Annotated in this window: 21 protein-coding genes; 9 read left to right on the top strand and 12 right to left on the bottom strand. The window is 72.8% G+C overall.

Annotated features, from left to right (window positions below; translation table 11 throughout):
• Positions 1 to 36: 36 nt before the first annotated feature.
• Positions 37 to 759: a DivIVA domain-containing protein gene (locus ACFPM7_RS27785; protein WP_378250765.1), complete on the bottom strand. Its 723-nt coding sequence runs from the start codon at positions 757 to 759 to the stop codon at positions 37 to 39.
• A 98-nt stretch (positions 760 to 857) separates the two neighbouring features.
• Between ACFPM7_RS27785 and ACFPM7_RS27780 the strand changes: the two genes are divergently transcribed.
• Positions 858 to 1,310, top strand: coding sequence for a GNAT family N-acetyltransferase (locus ACFPM7_RS27780; protein ID WP_378250764.1), 453 nt, complete (start codon positions 858 to 860; stop codon positions 1,308 to 1,310).
• 7 nt (positions 1,311 to 1,317) lie between these two features.
• Here ACFPM7_RS27780 and coaD read toward each other — a convergent pair whose 3' ends face one another.
• The 3 genes from coaD to rsmD all read right to left on the bottom strand — a co-directional run bounded on the left by coaD (position 1,318) and on the right by rsmD (position 3,659).
• Positions 1,318 to 1,800: a pantetheine-phosphate adenylyltransferase gene (gene coaD / locus ACFPM7_RS27775; RefSeq protein WP_378250763.1), complete on the bottom strand. Its 483-nt coding sequence runs from the start codon at positions 1,798 to 1,800 to the stop codon at positions 1,318 to 1,320.
• A 60-nt stretch (positions 1,801 to 1,860) separates the two neighbouring features.
• Positions 1,861 to 2,928, bottom strand: coding sequence for an RICIN domain-containing protein (locus tag ACFPM7_RS27770; RefSeq protein ID WP_378250762.1), 1,068 nt, complete (start codon positions 2,926 to 2,928; stop codon positions 1,861 to 1,863).
• A gap of 179 nt (positions 2,929 to 3,107) precedes the next feature.
• Positions 3,108 to 3,659, bottom strand: coding sequence for a 16S rRNA (guanine(966)-N(2))-methyltransferase RsmD (rsmD, locus tag ACFPM7_RS27765; RefSeq protein ID WP_378250761.1), 552 nt, complete (start codon positions 3,657 to 3,659; stop codon positions 3,108 to 3,110).
• 420 nt (positions 3,660 to 4,079) lie between these two features.
• On the opposite strand from rsmD, the gene ACFPM7_RS27760 reads away from it, so the two are divergent.
• A complete protein-coding gene (locus ACFPM7_RS27760; RefSeq protein ID WP_378250760.1) occupies positions 4,080 to 6,161 on the top strand; it encodes a HelD family protein in 2,082 nt (693 codons plus the stop codon).
• Here the strand turns inward: ACFPM7_RS27760 and ACFPM7_RS27755 are convergent.
• Positions 6,158 to 6,913: an ArsR/SmtB family transcription factor gene (locus ACFPM7_RS27755; protein WP_378250759.1), complete on the bottom strand. Its 756-nt coding sequence runs from the start codon at positions 6,911 to 6,913 to the stop codon at positions 6,158 to 6,160. The two genes, ACFPM7_RS27760 and ACFPM7_RS27755, sit on opposite strands and share 4 nt — an antisense overlap.
• A gap of 59 nt (positions 6,914 to 6,972) precedes the next feature.
• On the opposite strand from ACFPM7_RS27755, the gene dinB reads away from it, so the two are divergent.
• Positions 6,973 to 8,169 (top strand): DNA polymerase IV, encoded by a 1,197-nt coding sequence (gene dinB / locus ACFPM7_RS27750; protein WP_378250758.1) that lies wholly within the window; start codon positions 6,973 to 6,975, stop codon positions 8,167 to 8,169.
• A 73-nt stretch (positions 8,170 to 8,242) separates the two neighbouring features.
• Positions 8,243 to 9,907: a glycoside hydrolase family 99 protein gene (locus ACFPM7_RS27745; RefSeq protein WP_378250757.1), complete on the top strand. Its 1,665-nt coding sequence runs from the start codon at positions 8,243 to 8,245 to the stop codon at positions 9,905 to 9,907.
• A 51-nt stretch (positions 9,908 to 9,958) separates the two neighbouring features.
• Here ACFPM7_RS27745 and ACFPM7_RS27740 read toward each other — a convergent pair whose 3' ends face one another.
• The 3 genes from ACFPM7_RS27740 to ACFPM7_RS27730 all read right to left on the bottom strand — a co-directional run bounded on the left by ACFPM7_RS27740 (position 9,959) and on the right by ACFPM7_RS27730 (position 15,754).
• On the bottom strand, positions 9,959 to 13,336 hold the full coding sequence (locus tag ACFPM7_RS27740; RefSeq protein ID WP_378250756.1) for a pyruvate carboxylase: 3,378 nt from the start codon (positions 13,334 to 13,336) through the stop codon (positions 9,959 to 9,961).
• 143 nt (positions 13,337 to 13,479) lie between these two features.
• The gene (locus tag ACFPM7_RS27735; protein ID WP_378250755.1) at positions 13,480 to 14,523 is read right to left on the bottom strand and encodes a discoidin domain-containing protein; all 1,044 of its coding nucleotides are present in this window, start codon (positions 14,521 to 14,523) and stop codon (positions 13,480 to 13,482) included.
• Positions 14,524 to 14,620: 97 nt separating this feature from the next.
• Positions 14,621 to 15,754, bottom strand: coding sequence for a S8 family peptidase (locus tag ACFPM7_RS27730; RefSeq protein WP_378250753.1), 1,134 nt, complete (start codon positions 15,752 to 15,754; stop codon positions 14,621 to 14,623).
• 196 nt (positions 15,755 to 15,950) lie between these two features.
• Here ACFPM7_RS27730 and ACFPM7_RS27725 point away from each other — a divergent pair, with 196 nt between their 5' ends.
• Both ACFPM7_RS27725 and ACFPM7_RS27720 read left to right on the top strand, forming a co-directional pair.
• Positions 15,951 to 17,528 carry a coiled-coil domain-containing protein gene (locus tag ACFPM7_RS27725; RefSeq protein WP_378250752.1) on the top strand — a complete coding sequence of 526 codons (1,578 nt, stop codon included), beginning with the start codon at positions 15,951 to 15,953 and terminating at the stop codon, positions 17,526 to 17,528.
• Between the two features lie 100 nt (positions 17,529 to 17,628).
• Positions 17,629 to 18,414, top strand: coding sequence for a GNAT family N-acetyltransferase (locus ACFPM7_RS27720; RefSeq protein WP_378250751.1), 786 nt, complete (start codon positions 17,629 to 17,631; stop codon positions 18,412 to 18,414).
• A gap of 133 nt (positions 18,415 to 18,547) precedes the next feature.
• Here the strand turns inward: ACFPM7_RS27720 and ACFPM7_RS27715 are convergent, their stop codons facing one another.
• From ACFPM7_RS27715 to ACFPM7_RS27700, 4 genes are all read right to left on the bottom strand, one after another.
• Positions 18,548 to 19,303 carry a serine protease gene (locus tag ACFPM7_RS27715; RefSeq protein ID WP_378250750.1) on the bottom strand — a complete coding sequence of 252 codons (756 nt, stop codon included), beginning with the start codon at positions 19,301 to 19,303 and terminating at the stop codon, positions 18,548 to 18,550.
• Between the two features lie 100 nt (positions 19,304 to 19,403).
• Positions 19,404 to 21,611, bottom strand: a complete 2,208-nt coding sequence (recG, locus tag ACFPM7_RS27710; RefSeq protein WP_378250749.1) for an ATP-dependent DNA helicase RecG — start codon at positions 21,609 to 21,611, stop codon at positions 19,404 to 19,406.
• Positions 21,612 to 21,664: 53 nt separating this feature from the next.
• Entirely contained in the window at positions 21,665 to 22,210 is a 546-nt protein-coding gene (locus tag ACFPM7_RS27705; RefSeq protein WP_378250748.1) for a DUF3515 domain-containing protein, read from the bottom strand.
• A gap of 19 nt (positions 22,211 to 22,229) precedes the next feature.
• Positions 22,230 to 22,463, bottom strand: coding sequence for an Lrp/AsnC ligand binding domain-containing protein (locus ACFPM7_RS27700; protein WP_378250747.1), 234 nt, complete (start codon positions 22,461 to 22,463; stop codon positions 22,230 to 22,232).
• 129 nt (positions 22,464 to 22,592) lie between these two features.
• Between ACFPM7_RS27700 and ACFPM7_RS27695 the strand changes: the two genes are divergently transcribed.
• From ACFPM7_RS27695 to ACFPM7_RS27685, 3 genes are read left to right on the top strand one after another with little or no spacing between them, the layout of a single operon-like run.
• Positions 22,593 to 23,549, top strand: coding sequence for a thiamine-phosphate kinase (locus tag ACFPM7_RS27695; RefSeq protein WP_378250745.1), 957 nt, complete (start codon positions 22,593 to 22,595; stop codon positions 23,547 to 23,549).
• Positions 23,550 to 23,563: 14 nt separating this feature from the next.
• Positions 23,564 to 24,061 (top strand): GNAT family N-acetyltransferase, encoded by a 498-nt coding sequence (locus ACFPM7_RS27690; RefSeq protein ID WP_378250744.1) that lies wholly within the window; start codon positions 23,564 to 23,566, stop codon positions 24,059 to 24,061.
• Between the two features lie 15 nt (positions 24,062 to 24,076).
• Entirely contained in the window at positions 24,077 to 24,748 is a 672-nt protein-coding gene (locus ACFPM7_RS27685) for a uracil-DNA glycosylase (RefSeq protein WP_378250743.1), read from the top strand.
• The last annotated feature ends 41 nt before the right edge of the window (positions 24,749 to 24,789 follow it).

Here is a 24,789-nt window from a genome sequence, read left to right as displayed (position 1 = left end):
TGGCCAGGGTACGCGACGGGGTGAGCCGCGGGGAAATCAGCCGTTGTAGTCGTAGGGGACGGCGCCCGCGGGCACGCCGCGCAGCGAGCCGCGCAGGTGGTCGCGGCCCTTGGAGACGGTGCGCAGGGTGTGGCCGAGCAGGTCCTCGAACTCGGCGAGCTTGGTGTCGACGTACTCGTCGCACTCGCCGCGCTGGCGGGCGGCCTCGTCGGCTGCGGTGTCGACCGTGCGCTGGGCCTCGGCCTTGGCGGCGACGACGACCTCGGTCTGGGAGACCAGGCGCTGCTGCTCGTAGCGGCCCTCCTCGACGGCGCGCTCGTAGGACTCGCGGCCTGCCTGGAGCATCCGGTCGGCCTCCTCCTGGGAGCGGCCGACGAGGCTGTCGTACTCGGCGCGGCCCGCGGCGACCACGCGGTCGGCCTCGGCCTGGGCGTCGGCGACGAGGCGGTCGGCGTGCGCGGTGGCCTCGGCGACCATCCGCTCGGCCTCGGCGCGCGCCTCGGCGACCATGCGCTCGGCGTCCAGCGTCGACTTGCTGAGCTTCTGCTCGGCCTCGTGCTCGGCGGCGCCGACGATCTCGGCCTTGCGGTCGAGCACGTCCTGGGCGTCGTCCAGCTCCGAGGGGAAGGCGTCGCGGATCTCGTCCAGCAGTTCCAGCGCGTCGCCGCGGGGGACGACGCACCCGGAGGTCATCGGGACCCCCCGCGCCTCTTCGAGCATCGTGACCAGCTCGTCGATGGCCTCGAAGACCTTGTACATCGACTTCCTCCTCGCCCCCTGCGGACTCCCGGGGTCGATTCTGCCGTCCCCCGGCTCCGCGCGCGGGGAGATCGCCGGGGTGTGTCAGTCTCGATCGCGTGACCCGCCCCCTGATCCGCGCCGCCCTGCCCGCCGACGTGGCCGCCATCGTCGCCCTGCTGGCCGACGACCCGCTGGGCGCGACCCGCGAGCGGCCCGGTGACCCGCGCTACGCCGCCGCGTACGCCGAGATCGCCGCGGACCCCAACCAGGTGCTGGCCGTGGCCGAGGCGGGCGGCGAGGTCGTGGGCACGCTGCAGCTGACCTTCACCCCGGGCCTGTCGCGCCTGGGCGCGCTGCGGGCGACGGTCGAGGGCGTGCGGGTGCGCGCCGACCAGCGCGGCTCCGGCCTCGGCCAGGAGCTGGTGGAGTGGGCGATCGAGCGCTCCCGCGCCCGCGGCGCGGCCCTGGTCCAGCTGACCACCGACAGCACGCGCGCCGACGCGCACCGCTTCTACGAGCGGCTGGGGTTCACCGCCAGCCACGTGGGGATGAAGCTCCCGCTGGACTAGCCGAGTTTCAGCCGTTCTCGGCCAGGCGCTTGAGCAGTCGCTTGTGGACCAGCTCGGGCAGCAGGTGCGCGACGTCGCCGCCGTGCGCGGCGACCTCCTTGACCAGCGAGCTGGACAGGAAGCTGTTGACGGGGCTGGTCGGCATGAACAGCGTCTCCACGCCGGTCAGGCCCTTGTTCATCTGCGCCATCTGCAGCTCGTAGTCGAAGTCGCCCGCGACGCGCACGCCCTTGACGATGGCCTGCACGTCGTGCGCGGCGCAGTAGTCGACCAGCAGGCCGTGCCAGGAGTCGACGCGGACGTTGTCCAGGTGCGCGGTGACCTCGCCGAGCAGGGCCATCCGCTCGTCGACGGTGAACAGGCCCTGCTTGTTCTTGTTGATCATCACCGCGACGACGACCTCGTCGAACAGGCCCGCCGCGCGCTCGAAGACGTCGAGGTGGCCGTTGGTGGGCGGGTCGTATGAGCCGGGGCACACAGCGCGGGTCATGGGTCGGACCGTAGCAGCCGGGGCGGGCGGTCAGCCGGTGATCACCCGCCCCGCCGCTCGTCACCCGCAGTTCGCGGGCGGTTTCGCCGCTGTGCGGATCTCCAGGACGCTGGACTGCTTGTCGGTGCCGTCCTTGGCGGGCAGCCGCAGGACCGCGCCGAACTGCCACGGCTGGCCGTTGAGGTCCAGGGTCCAGGTGCCGGTGACCTTCTTCAGCAGCGGCCTCCTGGTGACCCAGCCGTACTGGCCGGGGTCCAGGGTCATGGCCAGGGCGTCGGTGGCCACCTCCGAGCCGATCCAGGCGTGGGAGTAGTTGGCCTGCACGGAGGCGGTGATCTTGGAGACGACGCCGAAGTCCACGCCCGCCTCCACCCCGACGGTGATGCTGCCGCCGAGGGTGTTCTGCCAGCCGACGGTCTGCGACCAGGTGCGCGTGTAGGTGACGGCTTTGCCGGTCTTGTTGTGCACCAGCTGGCTCACGCACTCCCCGGCGCCGAGGAAGGCGGGCGACTTCTTGGCCGTGTTCTCCTTCCACGAGCACGAGTCCGGCTTCGTGCCGCACTGGCGCATCGCGTACTTGACGGCCAGCGCCCGCACGCCCGAGGGTGACTTTCCGCCGACGCCCAGGCGCCACTCCTGCGCGGTGTCGGCGTTGCCGCACGGCGTCAGCTTGGCCCAGTCGCCGTCGACGGTGACGCAGTTGCCGGTGTCGGTCTGGCGGATGCGGTAGGTGCCCGCGTCAAGGGAGTACGGCACGAGGTGCCAGCGCTGGTTGGTCTGGCCGCGGCACTCCCACTGGTCGAGGAACCCGTCGCTCCACACGTCCGCGCAGTTGGCCGAGGCGAGGTTGCGGACGCGGACCATGGAGTCGGCGTCGGCCTCCAGCTTCCAGAACGCGCTGTCGCCGCCCGCCGGGGTGAGCTTGAGGTAGGAGTGCGGGTCACCGGGGTTGTCGATGTCGAGGAACAGGCCCGGCCGCAGCGGGCTGGTGATCTGCAGGCAGGCGAGGGTTCCCGGCGGGGCGCAGCCCGGCGCGGCGGCGGGCGCGCTCGCCTGGGCGGCAGCGGGGACCACGGGCGCGGCGAGGACGGCGGTGAGCAGCAGGCAGAGCGGTCTTCGGGTGGGCATGATCAGCCTTTCCGCAGGTCGGAGGCACGATGAGCACCACCGATCCTGCGGCGCGGCGACTCCCGGCCGCGATCCCCGAGACCGGGCGCGTGGCCCACACCTTCGGGGTCGCGGTGTCGCGCTGGGTCAGCCCGGGACGGCACGGGTGGAGCAACCACCCGGCTGCCGGGGGAATCGGCTCAGCGGGTGGCCCAGTGCAGCTCGGTCTCGCCGTAGCGGCGGGACCGCTGCGGGGTGAGCGCGGCGGGCCAGCGGGGCGGGCCGGAGCGGCGGTCGCGCTCGACGATGACGGTGCTGCCCGCGGTGGTCCAGTCCCGCTCGACCAGGGCGGTGAGCGCGGCGGCCAGCTCGTCCTCCCCCAGCGCGTAGGGCGGGTCGGCGAACACCAGGTCGTACGGCGCCTCCGGCGGCGCGGCGAGCACGGCGGCCACCTTGCCCGGCAGCACCTGCGCCCCCACCAGCCCCACGCTCACCACGTTCGCCTTCAACACCCGGACCGCGTTCCGGTCGAACTCCACCAGCGTCGCCACGGCTGCCCCGCGCGAGAGCGCCTCCAGCCCGAGCGCGCCCGAGCCCGCGTAGAGATCCAGCACCCGGGCCCCGTCGAGGTCGATCACCGCGTCGATCGCGCTGAACAGCGCCTCGCGCACGCGGTCGGCGGTGGGGCGGGTCCCCTTGGGCGGCACGGAGAGCCTGCGCCCGCCAGCCAGCCCGGCGACGATCCTGGTCACGGCCCCATCGTGCCCGATACTCCGCGCGCTGCGAGCACCCGCCCGGTCAAACGCCGAGCGACGCCGACCGCCGCGTCCGGCGTGCCTGAGCGATCCCCTTGCACGACCGGATTGTGAGACGTGGCCGCCGGTTGGTCAGCACCGCCGCGCGCACCACACCCTGGAGAACTCACCCTGGAGAAGTCGCGGATCAGTGCTGTGCAACGAACACCGCGTGTCCGAGCGAGCACCTTCAGGTCATCTACGAGGTCGGTGCCGAGCCGCTGTGCTCGGCCAGCGCCGGAAACTCGGCCCGATACTCCGCGTGGACCATCCAACCGGGTGATGCCGGGCACATCCCGCCACGCGGCCGATTCCCCCGGCGCTGACACCGCGTAGTCTCGCTAGTCCGGTCGGATTCGAGCACGGGGGGACAGCGGGGTGTCGGAGACCTCTGTGCGAGAGGCCGAGATCGCCGTGGAGCAGAAGCACTTGGACGTCGTCTACGCCCGGGTCGCCGAGATTCGCGACGACGCCGAGGTGATGCGGACCAAGGGCGACCAGCTCGCGCACGGGGCGCGCAACGAGGCGGTGTTCGAGCAGGCGGCGATGCTGTTCGAGCGGGACGTGATGGTGCGCCACGCCACGCAGATCCTGCGCACGCTCGACGCCGAGCACGAGGGGCTGGTGTTCGGGCGGCTGGACTCCACCAGCGGGGAGACGCAGTACGTCGGCAGGCTCGGTGTGCGCGACGGCAACTTCGACAACCTGGTCACCGACTGGCGCGCGCCCGCCGCGGCGCCGTTCTACCAGGCCACCGCCGAGTACCCGATGGACGTCATCCGACGTCGGGTCATCCGCTCCACGGGCAAGAACGTCGTCGACATCGATGACGACCTGCTCATGCCCGACGCCCGCGACGAGACGATGGCCGTGGTCGGCGAGGGCGCGCTGATGGCGAGCCTGACCAGGGCGCGCGGCGAGAACATGCGCGACATCATCGCCACCATCCAGAAGGAGCAGGACGTGGCGATCCGCGCGCCGTGGCGCGGGGTCACCGAGATCACCGGCGGGCCGGGCACCGGCAAGACGGCGGTCGCCCTGCACCGCGTGGCCTACCTGCTCTACCGCGACCGGCGGCGCATGGGCGGTTCCGGCGTGCTGGTGGTGGGCCCGTCGGCGGCGTTCACCTCCTACATCTCGCGCGTGCTGCCGTCGATGGGCGAGGACAGCGTCGAGCTGCGCTCGCTCGGCGAGGTCATGGACGGGACGAAGGCGGTGCGCAACGACTCGGCCGAGGTGGCCGCCGTCAAGGGATCGCTGATCATCCGCAGGGTGCTGAAGCGGGCGATCCGCGAGGCCCCCGCCGACGCGCCGGACGAGCTGCGCATCGTCTACCGGGGCCAGGTGCTCAAGCTGGAGGCGCGCGACCTCGCCGCCGTCCGCAAGGCCGTCCACAACGGACGGCGACCGCCCAACCAGTCGCGGGTCGACGCCGCCGAGGCGCTGCTGGAAGCGCTGTGGCGCAAGGCCGACGCCTTCGGCGACTTCCCGGCCAGTCGCGCCGAGCTGCTGACCGACCTGGGCGAACGGCTGGACTTCCACCGGTTCGTGGTCGTCTGGTGGCAGCTGCTCGACCCCATCGACGTGCTGGCCGGGCTCGGCGACCGGCGCAGGCTGGCCGTCGCCGCGGGCAAGGTGCTCACCCGCCGCCAGGTCGACCAGCTCGCCGACTCGTGGGCCGACCTGCGCGAGCGCGGCCCGTCGGTGGCCGACGTCGCCCTGCTCGACGAGCTGCGGATGCTGCTGGGCAGGCCGCCGCGCCGCCGCAGGCGCTCCGCCGACCACGCCGCGCCGCGCTCGGACAACTACGACGAGTTCGCCCACATCGTGGTGGACGAGGCCCAGGACCTCTCCCCCATGCAGTGGCGCATGGTCGGCCGCCGCGGCAAGTACGCGAGCTGGACGGTCGTCGGCGACCCGGTGCAGAGTTCCTGGCCGGACCCCGACGAGGCCCGCCGCGCCCGCACGACGGCCCTGGGCGGCCCGTCGACCGAGCACCGGCGCTTCGGACTGCGCACGAACTACCGCAACTCGGCCGAGATCTTCGCCTTGGCGCACCGGGTGGTCGCCGACATCGCCGAGGAGCGGGAGCTGCCGCTCGCGGTGCGCAGCACCGGCCAGGAGCCGCTGATCACCGTGGTGGAGCCGGAATCGGTCGACACCGCGGTCCAGGGCGCGGTCCGCGAGCTGCTGGCCGAGGTGCAGGGCACCGTCGGCGTGATCACCTCGGCCTCCCGGGTGGACTCCGCGCGCGCCGCCGTCGCCGGGATCGACGCGGAGCGGGTGAAGGTCGTCGACGGCCTGGAGTCCAAGGGCCTGGAGTACGACGCCGTGGTGCTGGTGGAGCCGACAGAGCTGGTCACCGAGTCGCTGACAGGTCCGCGCACGCTCTACGTCGCGCTCACCCGGGCCACCCAGCGCCTCACCGTGGTCACCACCGATCCCGCCTGGCCCGCCTAGCCGTACATCTTGGAGCCGGGGGTGGTGAGCTGCTCCCCGGTCTCCAGCCAGGTCTTGAGCCCGGAGAGGATCATCGGCCAGCCGCCGTAGAGCTGGTCGTTGGCGCCCTCGCGCAGCTGGTCGTGGGTGACGGTCAGCCTGCACGAGTCGTCCACCTGCTCGATGTCCCAGGTGACCCGCGAGACGCCCTCCGCCTTGACGTCCTCACCCCACAGCGCGTGCAGCGTGTGCACGAGCCTGCGGGGCGGCTCCGCCGAGAGCACCTCGCCCTCGCCGAGCAGGCCGCCGGGGACGTTGGGGTGGCTCATCTCCAGCCGCGCGCCCGGCGACCAGTCGGAGCCGACGCGCACGCCGAAGTTGTACTTGGCGCGGATCTCGCCGTCGGTGATGGCCTCCCACAGGCGCTCGGGGCTGGTGCGGATGTAGATCTCGAAGACTCGCTCCACAGTGCGCTCCAAGGACTCTTTGAGGTCCGCCAGTCCGGCGGCCCAGGTTTCGGCGTACTTGCTCACCCACCGGTCGTGGATCAACCGGATGGGCACGGGGTTGAGGTAGTGGACCTTCTCCCGGCCGCGCCGCCGCGTGACGACGAGACCGGCTTCCTCCAGCAGCTTCAGGTGCTTCATCACCCCGAAGCGGGTCATCGGGACCCGGGCCTCCAGGGCGCTGAGCGTCTGCCCGTCCTCGCCGAACAGCTCGTCCAGCAGACCCCGGCGGGTCGGGTCGGCCAGTGCTTTGAAGACCTCGTCCACAGGACAGAGCTTATGTGACTAGATGGTCACGTGTCAATCCAGTCACCAGATGCGAACATATGTTCGTGTCCGATGCCGAAGGCCCGATCCTGCACGCCGACCTGGACTCCTTCTACGCCTCGGTCGAACAGCGCGACGACCCGCGCCTGCGCGGCAGGCCGGTGATCGTCGGCGGCGGGGTGGTGCTGGCCGCGTCCTACGAGGCGAAGGCCCACGGCGTGCGCACGGCGATGGGCGGCAGGCAGGCGCGCCACCTCTGCCCGCACGCGATCGTCGTGCCGCCGAGGATGGCGGCGTACTCGGCGGCGTCGAAGGCCGTCTTCGAGGTCTTCGCCGACACCACGCCGATCGTGGAGGGGCTCTCCATCGATGAGGCGTTCCTGGACGTCGGCGGGCTGCGCCGCATAGCCGGGACGGCCGGGGAGATCGCCGCCCGGCTGCGCGCCGAGGTCGCCGCCAGGGTCGGCCTGCCGATCACCGTCGGCGTGGCGCGGACGAAGTTCCTCGCCAAGGTCGCCTCCGCGGTCGCCAAGCCCGACGGCCTGCTGATCGTCCCGCACGACGGCGAGCTGGCGTTCCTGCACCCGCTGCCGGTCGAGCGGCTGTGGGGTGTGGGCAAGGTGACCTCGGCGAAGCTGCGCGACCACGGGATCGGCACCGTCGGCCAGGTCGCGGACCTGTGCGAGGCCGAGCTGGTGGGAATGCTCGGGCGCGCGGCGGGCAGGCACCTGTTCGCCCTGGCGCACAACCGCGACCCGCGCCCGGTCGAGGTCGGCAGGCGCCGCCGCTCGATCGGCGCCCAGCGCGCCCTGGGCTCGCGCCGCCGTGACGCCGAGGAGCTGGACCAGTCGCTGGCGTCGCTGGCCGACCGGCTGGGCCGCCGCCTGCGCAAGGCCGACCGCGCCTGCCGGACGGTGACGCTGCGCCTGCGCTTCCACGACTACACCAGGGCGACCCGCTCCCACACGATCCCCGAGGCGACCACCGACACCGCCGTCATCCTCGGCACCGCGCGCGGCCTCTTCACCGCCGCGTGGCCCACGATCGCCGACCGCGGCCTGACCCTGATCGGCATGTCCCTGTCGAACCTGGAGCCCGCCGACGCCGTGCAGCTGAGCCTCCCGTTCGACCGGGGCGGCCCGCCGCTGGACGCCGCCCTGGACGTCGTCCGCGACCGCTTCGGCTCGGCCGCGGTGACCCGCGCCGCCCTGCTGCGCCACGACCCGGGAATCGCGGTCCCCCTGGTGCCAGACTGAAAGAAAGCAATTTCTTGCTTAACTTTGTTAAGTTCTTGCATTCTGGTGCCGTCCCTCCAACGAAGGAGTCGCGGTGCCGCTGTCACGCAGGACGTTCTTGGGGTCGGCGCTCGCGGTTCCGGCCGTCGGCGCGGTCGGAGTCGGGAGCGCGCGGGCGGCCAGCCCGCCGGGGGATGTGGTCGGCAAGATCACCGTCGGGTACCAGGGCTGGTTCGCCGCCCGGGGCGACGGGTCGCCGCTGGACGGGTGGTGGCACTGGAGCGACAACTGGAGCCAGCCGCCGTCGCCGTCCAACCACGCCCTCATGTCCTGGCCCGACATGACCGACTACCCGGCCAAGTACCCGACCGCCTTCGGCAGCCTGGGCGACGGCAGGCCCGCCACGGTGTTCTCCAACCACGACTACAGCACCGTCGACATCCACTTCGGCTGGATGAAGCAGTACGGCTGCGACACCGCGGCCCTGCAGCGCTTCAACCCCACCGGCGGCGAGGGCCCGATCCGCGACGCGGTGACCGCCCACGTCCGCCGCGCGGCGGAGTCCCACGGCGTGAAGTTCTACATCATGTACGACGTCACCAACTGGACGAATTTCCAGTCCGAGATCAAGGCCGACTGGCTGAACAAGATGCGGGCGTACACCGCTTCCCCCATGTACGCCCGGCAGAACGGCAAGCCGGTGGTCTGCGTCTGGGGCTTCGGCTTCAACGACCCCGGCCGCCCGTTCACCCCGGCCCAGTGCCAGGAGGTCGTCGACTGGTTCAAGGCCCAGGGCGTCTACCTGATCGGCGGCGTCCCCACCCACTGGCGCCGCGAGGTCGAGGACTCCCGCCCCGGCTTCGGCGGCGTGTACCGCAGCTTCGACATGCTCAGCCCCTGGATGGTCGGCCGCATCGGCAGCGTGGCCGACGCCGACCACTTCTACACCCACATCAACACCCCTGATCAGCAGGAATGCACTCGCCTGGGCATCGACTACCAGCCGTGCGTCCTGCCCGGGGACCTCTCCCGCCGCCACCGCGCCCACGGCGACTTCATGTGGCGGCAGTTCTACAACATGACCCGCCTGGGCGTACAGGGCATCTACATCAGCATGTTCGACGAGTACAACGAGGCCAACCAGATCGCCAAGACCCCCGAGACCCAGGCCGGCATCCCCGTCGGCTCCGGTTTCCTCGCCTTGGACGAGGACGGCACGCGCTGCTCGTCGGACTACTACCTGCGCCTCACCGGCGACGGCGGCCGGATGCTCAAGGGCCTGCTCCCCCTCACCGCCGTCCGCCCCACCACACCCATGCTCACCGACACCCCGCCCCCGGTCCGCGACCTCGCCGCGGGCCGCCCCACCACCCAGAGCAGCCAGACCCAGCACTACGGCAGCCACCACGCCGTGGACGCGGACCCGCACAGCTACTGGGAAAGCGCCAACCACGCCTTCCCCCAGTGGCTCCAGGTCGACCTGGGCGCGGTGGCGACCCTGGCCCGCGTCGAGCTGTCCCTGCCGCCGAACCCGGCCTGGGCCAGGCGGACGCAGACGATCGCGGTGGAGACCAGTGAGAACGGCAGCGTCTACACCACAGCGCTGCCCGCGGCGGCGCGCGTCTTCGACCCGGCCACCGCCAACACCGCTGTGCTCGCGCTGCCGCAGGGCACCAGGGGCCGCCACGTCCGTCTGCGCTTCACCGCCAACACCGGCTGGCCCGCCGGGCAGCTGGCGGGTCTGCGGGTCTACGGCTGAACAGCGGCAGGCCCGGTGCCCCCGAGGGGACACCGGGCCTGCCGGACACACTCAGCCGCCCAGGACGACCAGCAGGTCCCCGCCCTCGACCTGCTGCACCTTCCCGATCGCCAGCCGCGACACCTTGCCGCCCTTCGGCGAGGTGATCGCGGCCTCCATCTTCATCGCCTCGATCGTGGCCACCGTGCTGCCCGCCTCGACCTCGTCGCCCTCGGCCACCGCGAGCGTGACCACCCCGGCGAACGGCGCGGCGACGTGGTCGGTGTTGCCCCGGTCGGCCTTCTCGGCGGCGGGCGCGTTGGAGGCGACGGACCGGTCGCGGACCTGCACCGGCCGCAGCTGCCCGTTCAGCTTCGCCATCACCGTCCGCATGCCCCGCTCGTCGGGGTCGGACACCGCCTCGATCTCGATCAGCAGCGTCACCCCGCGGTCGAGGGAGACCGCGTACTCCTTGCCGTGCTCCAGCCCGTAGAAGAAGTCCTTGCTGGCCAGCACGCTGGTGTCGCCGAACTGCTCGCGGTGGGTCAGGAACTCCCGGGTCGGCCCGGCGAACAGCAGCCGGTTCAGCGTCGCCCGCCGCGCGGACTGCAGCCCCGCGCGGTCCTCGTCGTCCAGCGGCACCATGCCCTTGGGCGCGGGCCGCCCGGCCAGGGCCTTGGTGCGGAACGGCTCGGGCCAGCCGCCCGCCGGGTCGCCGAGTTCGCCGTGCAGGAAGCCGATGACGGAGTCGGGGATGTCGAAGCGGCCCGGCTCGGCCTCGAAGTCGGCCGGGTCGACGCCCGCGCCCACCAGGTGCAGGGCGAGGTCGCCGACCACCTTGGACGACGGGGTCACCTTCACCAGCCGCCCGAGCATGCGGTCGGCGGCGGCGTACATGGTCTCGATCTCCTCGAACCGGTCGCCGAGGCCCAGCGCCACGGCCTGGGTGCGCAGGTTCGACAGCTGCCCGCCGGGGATCTCGTGCAGGTACACGCGGCCGGTCGGCGACGGCAGGCCCGCCTCGAACGGCTTGTACACCTTGCGCACGATCTCCCAGTACGGCTCCATGTCGCCGACGGCCTGAAGCGACAGGCCGGTCTCGCGGTCGCTGTGGTCGGTGGCCGCCACGATGGCCGACAGCGACGGCTGCGAGGTCGTGCCCGACATCGAGGCCACGGCGCCGTCGACGGCGTCCACACCGGACTGGATCGCCGCCAGGTAGGTGGCCAGCTGCCCGCCCGCGGTGTCGTGGGTGTGCAGGTGCACCGGCAGGCCGAACTCCTTGCGCAGCGCGGTGATCAGCCGGGCCGCGGCGGGCGGGCGCAGCAGGCCCGCCATGTCCTTGACGGCGAGGATGTGCGCGCCCGCGCCGACGATCTGCTCGGCCAGCTTGAGGTAGTAGTCCAGCGTGTAGAGCTGCTCGGCCGGGTCGGAGAGGTCGGCGGTGTAGCACAGCGCCACCTCGGCGACGGCCGTGCCGGTCTCGCGGACCGCCTCGATGGCCGGGCGCATCTGCTCGACGTCGTTGAGGGCGTCGAAGACCCGGAAGATGTCGATGCCGGTCTTGGTGGCCTCCTCGACGAACGCGGAGGTCACCTCGGTCGGGTACGGCGTGTAGCCGACGGTGTTGCGCCCGCGCAGCAGCATCTGCAGGCAGATGTTGGGCACGGCCTCGCGCAGGGCGGCCAGCCGCTCCCACGGGTCCTCGGCGAGGAAGCGCAGCGCCACGTCGTAGGTCGCCCCGCCCCAGCACTCCAGCGACAGCAGCTCCGGCATCGAGCGCGCCACGTGCGGGGCCACGGCCAGCAGGTCGCGCGAGCGGACCCGGGTGGCCAGCAGCGACTGGTGCGCGTCGCGGAAGGTGGTGTCGGTGACGCCGACGGCGCGGGACTCGCGCAGCCAGGCCGCGAAGCCCTCCGGGCCCAGCTCGACCAGGCGCTGCTTGGAGCCCGGCGCCGGGTCGGCGGCCAGGTCGACGGCGGGCAGCTTCTCCTTCGGGTCGAGCACCTTCGGGCGCTCGCCGTGCGGCTTGTTGACCGTCACGTCGGCCAGGTAGGTCAGCAGGCGGGTGCCGCGGTCGGCTGAGGAGCGCGCGGTCAGCAGGTGCGGGCGCTGCTCGATGAACGAGGTGGTGGCCCGGCCGCCGACGAAGTCCTCGTCGTCCAGCACGGCCTGCAGGAACGGGATGTTGGTGGCGACGCCGCGGATGCGGAACTCGGCGATGGCGCGCTTGGCCCGGCGCACCGCGGCGTCGAAGTCGCGGCCACGGCAGGTCAGCTTCACCAGCATCGAGTCGAAGTGGGCGCTGACCTCGGCGCCGACCGCGGTGCCGCCGTCGAGGCGGATGCCGCCGCCGCCCGGGGAGCGGTAGGCCGAGATCTTGCCGGTGTCGGGGCGGAACCCGTTGGCCGGGTCCTCGGTGGTGATGCGGCACTGCAGGGCCGCGCCGCGCAGGTAGACCACGTCCTGCGACAGGCCCAGGTCGCCCAGCGTCTCGCCGGAGGCGATGCGCAGCTGCGACTGGACGAGGTCGATGTCGGTGACCTCCTCGGTCACCGTGTGCTCGACCTGGATGCGCGGGTTCATCTCGATGAACACGTGCTCGCCGCGGGTGTCGAGCAGGAACTCGACGGTGCCCGCGTTCTTGTAGCCGATGTGCCGGGCGAAGTTGACCGCGTCCTGGCAGATCCGGTCCCGCAGCTCCGGGTCCAGGTTGGGCGCCGGGGCGATCTCGATGACCTTCTGGTGGCGCCGCTGCAGGGAGCAGTCGCGCTCGTAGAGGTGGATGACCCCGCCCGCGCCGTCGGCCAGGATCTGCACCTCGATGTGGCGCGGGTCGACGACGGCCTGCTCCAGGAAGACGGTGGCGTCGCCGAAGGCCGACTCGGCCTCGCGCATCGCCGCCTCCAGCGACTCGCGCAGCGCCTTGGGCTCCTCGACCCGGCGCATGCCGCGCCCGCCGCCGCCCGCGACCGCCTTGACGAACACCGGGAAGCCGATCTCCTCGGCGGCGGCCACCAGCCCGTCGAGGTCGGTCGACGGGGCCGAGGACCGCAGCACGGGCAGCCCGGCCTCGCGGGCCGCGGCGATCGCGCGCGCCTTGTTGCCGGTCAGCTCCAGCACATCGGCGTCGGGGCCGACGAACGTGATGCCTTCCCGCGCGCACGCGCGCGCGAGGTCCGGGTTCTCCGAGAGGAAGCCGTACCCGGGGTAGACCGCGTCGGCGCCCGCCTTCTTGGCGGCGTCGACGATCGCCTCCACGGAGAGGTAGGCGCGCACGGGGTGGCCCGGCTCGCCGATCAGGTAGGCCTCGTCGGCCTTCATGCGGTGCGGCGAGTTGCGGTCCTCGTGCGGGAAGACCGCGACCGTGCCTGCACCCAGTTCGTACCCGGCGCGGAACGCCCGAATGGCGATCTCGCCGCGGTTGGCGACGAGCACCTTGCGGAACATGCCCGGCTACCTCCTGGTCCCTCGGGGGTCGGTCGTCGGAGGCTACCGTGTCTGTCCCGCCCATCGGGAGAATCGTCCCACGTGACGGGCGTGACGCAGACCGATCTCACTCACCGGTTGACAGTCCGGCGCGGGCGGCGCGCTCAGCGTGCCCGACGGGCCGTGACCTCGTGCACCACCACCGGGGGCACTCCGCCGCCGCGCACGATCCGCAGCCGCGTCGTCCGCGCTGACGGTAGCGGCAGCTCGGTGTACGCGCCCGCCGTGCGCCCGAGCACCGACCAGTGTCCGTCCTCGGTCCTGACCTGCACTTCCACCCCGCTCGGGGTGTCGGCCGCGGCCCGGATGACCACCGAGGACGCCTGCCCCAGCGGCAGCTCGACGGCGCGGCCTGTGATGGTGAACACGCTCGCCGGATCGCCGTCGGCGGCGCGCTCGGTCGGGCCCAGATCGGCCGACAGCTCCCGGACGACCAGCCAGTTCGGCTGGTCGGCGGTCGAGCGCAGCCGCACGTACCGGGTCTCCGCGCTGACCCGGATGGTGTGCTCGGCCCCGGAGAGCCCGCCGACGGAGTGCCAGCGCGCGCCGTCGGGGGAGAACTCGACCGCGCCGCGGCGCACGACGTCGTCGGGGCGGTCGGGCTTGCCGAGCCGCACGCGCACGCCGAGGACCCGGCGCGGCGCGCCGAGGTCGACGGTCACCGCGGCGCCCGCGCCCGCGGGGCGGGCGCTCCAGTAGTAGGTGGCGGGGTCGCCGTCGGTCATCCGGTCGAGGCCGTGGCCCGCGTGCACGCCGAGCGTGGTGATCGCGGTGGTCGCGGGCGCGGCGTAGGCGGTGTCGTAGTCGCGGACGGCGGCGTCGACGAAGGGGCGCTGCGCGGCGGGCAGCTCGGCGTCGAGCAGGGCCAGCCGGGCGCTCCAGGCGCGGGCCGGGTCCTCGGAGAGCAGCCGCAGCGCGGCGCGCACCGGTTCGGCGTGCTCGCCGAGGCCGGTGCGCACGACCTGGTCGGCGCGGGCGGCGAGCCGGGCGACCTCGGCCGACCCGCTGCGGTGCGCGGCCCACAGGTCGACCAGCTCGGCCGAGACGGCCGAGGACGTGGGCGCGGCGGCGGGCGAGGCCGTCGGCGCCGTGGGCGCGCCGGTGAGGGCGGCAGCGGCGAGGCAGCAGGAGAGTCGGCCTGCGGGCACTGCGGTTCCTCCGGGGGTGCGGCGTGCGTGCGACACCGGCTCCGACCCGCGCGCACGCCGCATGGTTCCAAGGACCGTCCCGGCAGGACCAGCGGCATCACCCGATCGGACTCACCGACAGGAAGGGTCCGGTGTAGAGGATGCGGTTGGGCGAGCCGCCGGGCAGGTTGCACACGCCGGGGCTGGCGTTGCGGACCAGCGTGGCCTGCACCTGCGCGGGCGTCGCGGCCGGGTTCGCGCTCAGGCGCAGCGCGGCGGCGCCGGTGGTGTGCGCGGTGGCCAGCGACGAGCCGGAGAGCGTGGCCGTCGCGGTGTCGGAGGTGTGCCACGGGCCGGGGATCTGCAGGCCGGGGGCGTAGAGGTCGATCGCGGGGCCGTAGTTGCCCTGCGGGGCGGCGCAGTCGTCGCGGCCGATCGCGGCGGTGGTGATGGCCTCGCCGACCCTGGCCGGGGAGAAGTTGCCCGCGGGCTGCGCCGAGGATCCCGAGGTCACCGAGTAGGTGATGCCCGCGGCGATCGAGCGGCGGACCGCGTCATCCAGGGCCTGGTTGGCCGGGCCGCCCAGGCTGACGTTGACCACGGCGGGCTTGGCCGCGGTGCGGGTGATCCAGTCGATGCCGGCGATCACCGTGGAGATGGAGCCGGAGCCGGAGTTGTTGAGCACCCGGACCGGGACGATCTTGACGCCCTTGGCCACGCCGAAGGTCCGGGCGCCGACCAGGCCGGCCATGAAGGTGCCGTGCCCGTTGCCGTCGTCGGGGTTGGCGTCGTTGTCCACGAAGTCGTAGCCGCCGGAGACGCGGCCGCCGAACTCGGTGTGGGAGGCGCGCACGCCGGTGTCGAGGATGTAGGCGGAGACCCCGCGGCCGTCGTGGTCCCAGCGGTAGCGCCCGTTGAGCGGCAGCGTCCGCTGGTCGATGCGGTCCAGGCCCCACGGCGCGTTGAGCTGCTCGCCATAGGCGCGCACGGGGGTGTCGGGGACGACGTAGGCGATCGCCGGGTCCTCGGCGTAGGCGCGGGCCTGCTCGGCGGTGAGCTCGGTGGCGAATCCGTTGATCAGCGGTAACCGGTGCCCGATGTCGCCACCGTGGCTGGCGGTCGCGGCGACGCCGTCCTTGACGACCACGATGTAGTCCGCGGTGGGCGAGGCGTGGCCGGGCGCGGCCAGTGTGGCGGTCAGGACGACGGCTCCCGCCGCGACGGCGGACAGGCGGTGCAGGGAAATGGCCATGATCCCTGTCTAGGAGCATGCCGGTTTTGGGGCAATCATTTCCAGTTGCCGGCCGGGTGCGTGAAACCTGGTCAGCGAGTGGATCTCCGTCATCGGTACCGGTTCAGATGAGCATTTGTCGCGACTATCCCGGTAACGCGGAGAATTAATGGACGCGTCGCATTAGCTACGCCAGGTGACCCACTATAGTGTAACGATGCCCTCTGGTGACGCCGAATCCGCTGATCGTCTCCCGCACTTCGACACCGTCCTCCGCGGGTACAACCCCCGTCAGGTGAATGAACGGGTCACCCGGCTGACCTACGACCTGCGCCACGCGACGACCGAACGCGACGGCGCGGCGGCGAAGGTGGCGGAGCTGACGAAGTCGCTGGGCTCGCTTCAGCAGCAGCTGCTGGAGACCACGACGCGGCTCAACCGCATCACGGCGAACCCCAACAGCACCGAGGGCATGACCGAGCGCGTCCGGCTGATGATGCAGCTGGCCGAGGAGGAGATCGCCGAATTCAAGCGCCAGGCCGACGAGTACGGGGTGAACACCCGCGCCGAGGCCGAGGCGTGGGGCGTCGCGCACCGGCAGGAGGCCGAGGCCGCGGGCAACCGCACCCGCGCCGCCGCCGAGGAGCAGGCGACGCAGACCACCCGCAGCGCCGAGGCTTACGCCGCGAACGCGCTGAAGAAGGCCGACGACCAAGCGGCCGCCAGGCTCGCCGCCGCGGACAACGACGCCGCCGAGCTGCGTGCGCGGGGCGAGCGCGCGCTGGCCGAGCTGGAGCAGCGCCGCGCGCAGCTGGAGGCGGACTACACCCGCAACCGCGAGCAGCTCGACGCCGAGTACGAGCAGATGCGCACCACCCTGGCCGCCGAGCACACGAAGCTGATGGCCGACAGCCGCGCCGAGATCGAGGCCACCACCAAGGCCACCGAGACCCGCCTGGCCCAGCTCGACACCGACGCCGCCACCGAGCGCGCCCGCCTCGACGCCGAGGCCACCCACCTGCGCGAGCGCCTCAACGCCGAAGCCGAGGAACTGCGCACCCGCCTGGAGACCGAGTCCGAGCAGCGCCGCACCCAGGCCGAAGCCGCGTCGGCCGCCCAGATCACCGCGGCCCGCACCGCCGCGGAGGAAGCCCTCGCGGCCCGCAACGCCGAGGTCGACGCCGACATCTCCGCCCGCCAGTCCGAGGCCGACACCCGCATCGCCGCCCAGCTCGCCGACGCCGACCAGAAGGCCGCCACCCTCATCGGCGACGCCCGCAAGCAGAAGGCCGACACCGAGGAACTCCTCGCCGAACTCCAGCGCACGGCCGACGAGCAGATCACCGCCCAGCTGGCCGACGCCGACCAGCGCGCCGCCGCCCAACTGGCCGACGCCGAGCAGCGCGCCGCCGCCCAGCTCGCCGACGCCGACCAGAAGGCCGCCGCCCTCGTCACCGACGCCCAGAAGCTCAAGTCGGACACCGAACTGCGCCTCGCCACGGCCCGCCAGGAACTCGACACCGAAACCACCGCCCAACGCGCCGAGGCCGACGCCTACGCCAGCCGCGTCACCGCCGAAGCCGACAAGAAGCTGGCCGAAGCCACCACCCAGCACTCCGCCGCGACCGACTTCCACACCCGCGTCGCGAGCCAGGTCGAGAGCGCCTTCGCCCTCCTGGAGGAGGCCAAGCGCCACTTCACCCCCGCTGCTTCGGACACCCCTGCCGAGCGCCCCAAGCAGCAGCCGAAGAAGGACACCCGCAACGGCACCCCCGCCAACACAGGCGCCCGCTGACGATCACGCGAAAGGCGGGCCCCGGCTGTGCCGGGGCCCGCCTTTCGCCGTTCCGGCCGTTTCGCTGGCAGGCACCGCCCCCACACCCCATCATGCGGCCATGGCGGACAACACGCTCCTCACCCGAGCCCAGCAACTCTGGCTCCACACCGCGACCACACCGGGCCCTTTCCCCCTCGGGGGCGAAACCCACATCGTCGTCGCACCCGACTCCCGCCTGGGTCCGTCCGGCTGGATCGGCATCGTCCACCTGGCGGGCGCCACCCTCATCACCGCCCCATCGCCACAGCTGGCACAAGCCCTTCCCCCGAACCTCCCAGCCACAGCCTGGACCGACCTAGCCCACCTACGCCGACTCCTCCCCGTCGACAGCGCCATGGGCCCAGCAACCCTCGCCTACCGCGACACTCCCCCACCACCACCCGACCCCACCACCACACCCACCGCCACCGAAGTCGAACACCTCGACCCCACCCACCCAGCCCTAATCGCCCTCCTGGCCTCGGTCCTCCCCGAGGAAGCCGAGGAATCAGGCCTGGCCAACATCACCTCCCCAGCCTTCGTCCTCCGCCACGAAGACCGGATCATCGCCGCCGCCGGCTACCGCCACTGGCCGGAGCAGACAGCCCACCTCTCCGTCCTCACCGCCCCCACCCACCGCAACCTCGGCCTGGCCCGCCAAGTCGCCCACGCCGCGACAAGCCACAGCACAACCCACGCCCTACTGACCCAATGGCGAGCCCGCGACACCCACCATCACTCCCTGAGAACAGCCCGCTCCCTGGGTTTCACCCCCCTGGGAACCCAACTCAACATCCATCTCGCTCTCCAACCCCACCCACTGTCCGATGATCCCTATGCCCAGAACAGCAAGCCTTGCTCTTGAACAGCGCCGCACCGGCTGCCGAGGAATGCACAGAGCGCGGGTCCACCCGCCGCCATCACCGCTGGCAGAGCCATCCACCCCATCGGGCACCACAACGAAACCCACGGAACCGCCAGAACCAGAACAGACGGACCTACACCCCCGCGTTCTCCGCGATCCACCCCCTCAACCCCACCTGAGCCACATTCGCATACACCCCATAAGCCATCGGCCGAGCACACCCATGCCCCCACGACACGATCCCCACCAGCACCCCGCCCACGGTCAACGGCCCACCCGAGTCCCCCTGACAGGAATCCTTGCGCCCCTCGTCATACCCCGCGCACAGCATCCGGGTGCTGACCCCGTCCCCGTACACAGCCCGACAAGCCGCCCGACTCACCACCGGAACCTTCACCGCCCGCAAGTGCGACGGAGCGGGCCCGGACTCGGTCATGTTCCCCCATCCCGACACCCGGGCGAGCGTCCCCGCCGCGGGCGCCTCGTCCGCCACCCGCGCCGCCCGGACCTTGTCGCTCAACGGCACGCTGTCGGCCAGGCGCAGCACCGACACGTCGAAGTCGGTCGTCTCCGCGCTGTAGCGCGGGTGCTGGATCACCCGCTCCACCGCCCGCTGGTGCCCGTTGGCCGCGTGCACCGAACTCCCGGCGCGCACCGACATGCCGCCGCGCGGGACGCCGTCGGTGCAGTGGGCCGCCGTCAGGGCCACCCGGGGCGCGACGAGGACCGCTCCGCAGTAGTGGGCCCCGTTGTACTGCAAGCTCAGCGTCCACGGGACCTGCTCGATGTCGATCTCGGTCCCGCCCACGATCCGATCGTCCGCCGCCGCCGCGGGCGCCAACGACGCCAGCATCGCCACGGCCGCCAACGCCACCCAGTACCGCCGCATGTCCGACTCCCTCCGGTCCTGTCTCCACAGTCCGACCGGGGAGTGCCAAAGGGCTAGGGGGTTCACCCGCTGACGCGGCCGTTGTCGCCCGTCCGAGGGATCAAGACTTCTCCAGGTACTCCGCGCGATCGTCGGCGACGAGCTGGGCCGCCATGCCCGCGAGGCCGGGGAAGGCCGTCAGGGCCGGGTCGTCGGTGACGAGGGCCTGGGCGACGTCGCGGGCGGCTTCGATGATGTCGGCGTCGCGCAGCAGGGAGAGCATCTTCAGCGCGGACTTGGCGCCGGACTGGCTGGCGCCGAGGATGTCGCCCTCGCGGCGCAGTTCCAGGTCCAGCTGGGCCAGCTCGAATCCGTCCAATGTGGATGCAACAGCCGCCAGGCGCTCGCGGGTGGCCGTGCCGCCGGGCATCTCGGTGACCAGCAGGCACAGGCCGGGCGCGCTGCCCCGGCCGACGCGGCCACGCAGCTGGTGCAGCTGGGACACGCCGAAGCGGTCGGCGTCCATGATCGCCATGACGGTCGCGTTCGGCACGTTCACGCCGACCTCGACCACCGTGGTGGCCACCAGCACGTCGACCTCGCCCGCGGCGAAGGCGCGCATCACCGTGTCCTTCTCGTCGGCGGGCAGGCGGCCGTGCAGGATGCCGACGCGCAGCCCGGCCAGCGCGCCGCCCGCGAGCATCGGGGCGACGTCCATCACCGCGAGCGGGGGGCGCTTGGCCGAGCCGCCCTCGTCGTCCGGGGGTGCGGCGTCCTCGGCCGCCTCGTCCTCGCCGATGCGCGGGCACACCACGTACGCCTGGTGCCCCTTGCCGACCTCCTCGCGGACGCGCTCCCACACCCGATCCAGCCAGGCCGGCTTCTCCGCGACCGGCACCACGTTCGTGGAGATCGGCGAGCGGCCCGCGGGCAGCTCGCGCAGCGCGGAGACCTCCAGGTCGCCGTAGACGGTCATGGCGACCGTGCGCGGGATCGGCGTCGCCGTCATCACCAGCACGTGCGGGCTGGTCTCCCCCGCCCGGCCGCGCAGGGCGTCGCGCTGCTCGACGCCGAAGCGGTGCTGCTCGTCCACCACCAGCAGGCCGAGGTCGGCGAAGGTGACCTTGTCCTGGATGATCGCGTGCGTGCCGACGACGATCCCGGCCTCGCCGGAGACCACGTCGAGCAGCGCCTGCTTGCGCGCCGCCGCCCCCATCGACCCGGTGAGCAGCACCACGCGCGTGGCGGTGTCGGCCGCGCCGAGCTGACCGCCCTGGGCCAGGTCGCCGAGCAGGTCGGCCAGCGAGCGGGCGTGCTGGGCGGCGAGCACCTCGGTGGGCGCGAGCAGCGCGGTCTGGCGGCCGGAGTCGACCACCTGGAGCATCGCGCGCAGGGCGACGACCGTCTTGCCGGAGCCGACTTCCCCCTGCAGCAGCCGGTTCATCGGGTGCCGCCGCGTCAGGTCCTCGGCGACCGCGGCGCCCACCCCGGCCTGCCCGGCCGTCAGCTGGAACGGCAGCCGCGCGTCGAAGGCGTCGAGGATGCCGCCGGACTTCACCGGGCACTCCGGCGCGGGCCGCGCGCCCGCGGCGCTGCGCCTGCGGGCCAGCGCGATCTGCACGGCCAGCGCCTCGTCCCACTTGAGCCGCTGCCTGGCCACCTCCAGCGCCGACTGGTCGGCGGGCCGGTGGATGGCGCGGACGGCGTCCTCCAGCGGCGAGAGGCCCAGCTTCTCCCGCAGCTCCGGCGGCATCGGGTCGTCGACCTCGGTGAGCATGTCCAGGGTCTGCGCGACGCACTTGGCGATCTGCCAGGACTGGATGCGCGCCGTGGCCGGGTAGACGGGGATCAGGCCGCCCGCGAACTCCTCGACCACCTGCGCGGCCGGGAGGTCGCCGCCGTCCTCGCCGTCGGCCAGTTGGGCGTCGAGGAGCTGGTAGTCGGGGTTGGCCAGCTGGAGCTTGGCGCGGAAGGCCGTCACCTTGCCTGCGAACAGCGCCATCATCCCGGGCTTGAGCTTGTCCATGTGCCAGGGCTGGTTGAAGAACGCGCACTCCAGGGACCGCTTGCCGTCGGTGATGACGACCTCGATGATCGACCCGCGCTTGGTGCGCATCTGGCGCTTGTTCACCGAGGTGACCTGCGCCATCACGGTGACGTGCTCGCCGACCTCCAGGCCGGCGATGTCGGTGAGCTGGCCGCGCTCGGCGTAGCGGCGCGGGTAGTGGCGCAGCAGATCGCCCGCGGTCTCCAGCTCGAACGCGGCGGACAGCGCGTCGGCCGACTTCTTGCCCACCACCTTGTCGAGGCGCTCGTCCAGCGCGACCATCACGTCCCTCCCGTCAGCGGCCGATTATGCCCAGCCCGGACGACAGTCGGGCGCTACGGGTCGACCGGCTGCGCGGGCAGCTCGGCCGCGACGACCTCGGACACCGTCTGGAGTGGACCGCTGCCCGCCGCATCCGGCATGGTCAGCGCCGCGTAGACGGGCCGGTCGACGAGGAACCAGGTGGTGGAGCCGGTGCCGCGCACGGGCAGCCACTGCACGCCGGAGACGACCTGGAGCGCGGCCGTCGGGGTCAGCTCGGGCGGCTTGCGCAGCCCGCAGCGCAGCACGACGGGATCGATGCGGTCGCCCCACGCCGTCGCCCCCGCCGGGGCGGGGTCGGCCAGCGGCAGCGCCGCCAGCGCGGCCCCGCCGCTGGGCAGCTCGCCGGGCAGCGCGCCCAGCAGCGCGGCGCACTCGGGCGCGGTGGCCTGCGGCGCTTCGATCGGGACCAGTCCCAGCGGACCGCCCGCCACCGGCGGCGCGCTCTCGGTGTCGGGAGCGAACCGGCTCGCCACGATGACGCCGACCGCCAGCAGCCCGACCAGGACTGCGGCGACGACGACCGCGGCGCGCGGCGGTGCGGTGCGGGACTCGGTCACCGCACTACTAGACCACGGTCTACAGATGCACGACCGGGCAGGTGAGGGTTCTCGTGATGCCGTCCACAGCCTGAATCCGGGCGACGACGAGCTGGCCCAGCTGGTCGACGTTGTCGGCCTCGGCGCGCACGATCACGTCGTAGGGACCGGTGACGTCCTCGGCGGTCGTCACCCCCGGGATGCCCGCGATCTCCGCGGCGACCGCGGCCGCCTTGCCGACCTCGGTCTGGATCAGGATGTATGCATGGACCACGGCGCGCCCCTTCGCGGGTCGGAGTCATCAACGGGTAGGAACTGTGGTTGCGAACCTCGTTGCTGACAGTGTCGTGCAACGTACCCCACTCGGCCGCATTAGTGGGGAATCCGACAATTGGAGGACCACGTGGGCGATGTCGATGAGACGGTGGCCGACGTCGGCGAGTTCGCGCTGATCCGGCGGATCACCGCCACCCCCGGCCGAGGTCAGGACACCCTGCTCGGCCCGGGGGACGACGCCGCCGTGGTGGCCGCTCCCGACGGCCGCGTGGTCGCCTGCACCGACGTCCTGGTCGAGGGCGTGCACTTCCGCTTCGACTGGTCACCGCCCGAGCAGGTGGGCCGCAAGGCGGCTGCGGTGAACCTCGCCGACATCGCCGCGATGGGGGCGGTGCCGACCGGGCTGCTGGTGGGGATCGCCTGCCCGGCTTCGACCCCGGCGCCGGTCATCGAGCAGATCTCGGCCGGTCTGGCCGCAGAGGCGGCGCGGGTCAGGGTCGGGGTGGTCGGCGGCGACCTCACCCGGTCGGACACCCTTGTGATATCGGTCACCGCGCTCGGCTCGCTGGACGGGCGCGCCCCGGTGACCCGGGCGGGCGCGCTGCCCGGCGACATCCTGGCCGTGGCGGGCAAGCTGGGCTGGAGCGCGGCGGGCTTCGCCGTGCTGGGGCGCGGCTTCCGCTCGCCGGTCACCGTCGTCGGCGCGCACCGCGTGCCCGCTCCCCCGTACGCCGCCGGTCCCGCCGCCGCGCTGGCGGGGGCGACCGCGATGATCGACGTCTCCGACGGGCTGCTCGCCGACCTCGGGCACATCGCCGCCGCCTCCACTGTGGCCATCGACCTCGTCGGCGACCTGATCCCCGTCGACCAGCGGCTGGTCGAGGTCGCCACGGCGCTCGGCGCCGACGCCCGGCACTGGGCGCTGACCGGCGGCGAGGACCACGCGCTGGCGGCCACCTTCCCCAGCGCCTCGGTCGTGCCGCCGGACTTCCGGATCATCGGCTCGGTCGGGCGCGGCTCCGGCGTCACCGTCGACGGCAGGCCGTACACCAGCGGCGATCCCGGCTGGCAGCACTGGCGGTAGGGCAGACTGGCCGGGTGCGCATCGAGATCCGCCGTTACGAGCACCCCGATTCGGCCGCGCTGATCGCGGAGGTCCAGCAGGAGTACGTCGTCCGCTACGGCAGCCCGGACGACTCCCCGGTCGACCCGGCCGAGTTCGCGCCGCCGCTGGGCCTGTTCCTCGTCGGCTACGCCGACCTCGGCGGCGGCGAGACACCGGTGGCGACCGGCGGATGGCGCAGCCACGGCGAGAAGGCCGAGATCAAGCGCATGTTCGTGGTCACCAGGGCCCGCGGGCGCGGCTACGCGCGCCAGATGCTGGCCGAGATCGAGACGACGGCGGCGGCGGCCGGGCACCGCTGCCTGATCCTGGAGACGGGCCGCAACCAGCCCGAGGCGATCGCCCTCTACCGCGACTCCGGCTACACCGACATCCCCGCCTACGGGTACTACGCCGAGTCGCCGCTGTCGGTGCACCTCGGCAAGGCCCTGGAAGTCGCGGCCGACCTGGCGAACCCCCGGCTGCCGGGCTGAGTACTGTTTCCCGGCGTGACGAAGCCGTTGAGCGAGATCGTCGAAGCGGGCTGGGCGCGCGCCCTGGAACCGGTCGCCGAGCAGATCAGTGCCATGGGGCGGTTCCTGCGCGAGGAGGTCGCCGCGGGCCGCACCTACCTGCCCGCCGGGGAGCACGTGCTCCGGGCCTTCCAGCAGCCCTTCGACGACGTCCGGGTGCTGATCGTCGGACAGGACCCGTACCCGACGCCGGGGCACGCCGTGGGGCTGTCGTTCTCGGTGGCGCCGGGGGTCGCGCCGCCGAAGAGCCTCATCAACATCTACAAGGAGTACTGCGAGGACCTGGGCCACCCCAGGCCCGCGAGCGGCGACCTGACGCCGTGGGCCGAGAACGGGGTCCTGCTGCTCAACAGGGCGCTGACGGTCGAGCCCGGCAAGGCGAACTCCCACCAGGGCAAGGGCTGGGAGGCGGTGACCGAGCAGGCCATCCGCGCGCTGGCCGAGCGGGGCGGGGCGCTGGTGGCGATCCTGTGGGGCCGCAACGCCCGCAACCTGCGCCCGATGCTGGGCGAGGTGCCCGCGATCGAGTCGGCGCACCCGAGCCCGCTGTCGGCGAGGTCGGGGTTCTTCGGCTCCAAGCCCTTCAGCCGGGCCAACGCGCTGCTGGTGGAGCAGGGCGCCGAGCCCGTCGACTGGAAGCTGCCGTAGCGCTCGGGGTGCGGGCACCGCGCGGGTGAGGCTGGGCGAGT

The organism is Actinokineospora guangxiensis, assembly GCF_042657845.1.
Taxonomy (GTDB): Bacteria; Actinomycetota; Actinomycetes; order Mycobacteriales; family Pseudonocardiaceae; genus Actinokineospora; species Actinokineospora guangxiensis.
Note: the sequence above shows the minus strand (reverse complement) of the source record. Positions and strands in the feature narration are given on the sequence as shown.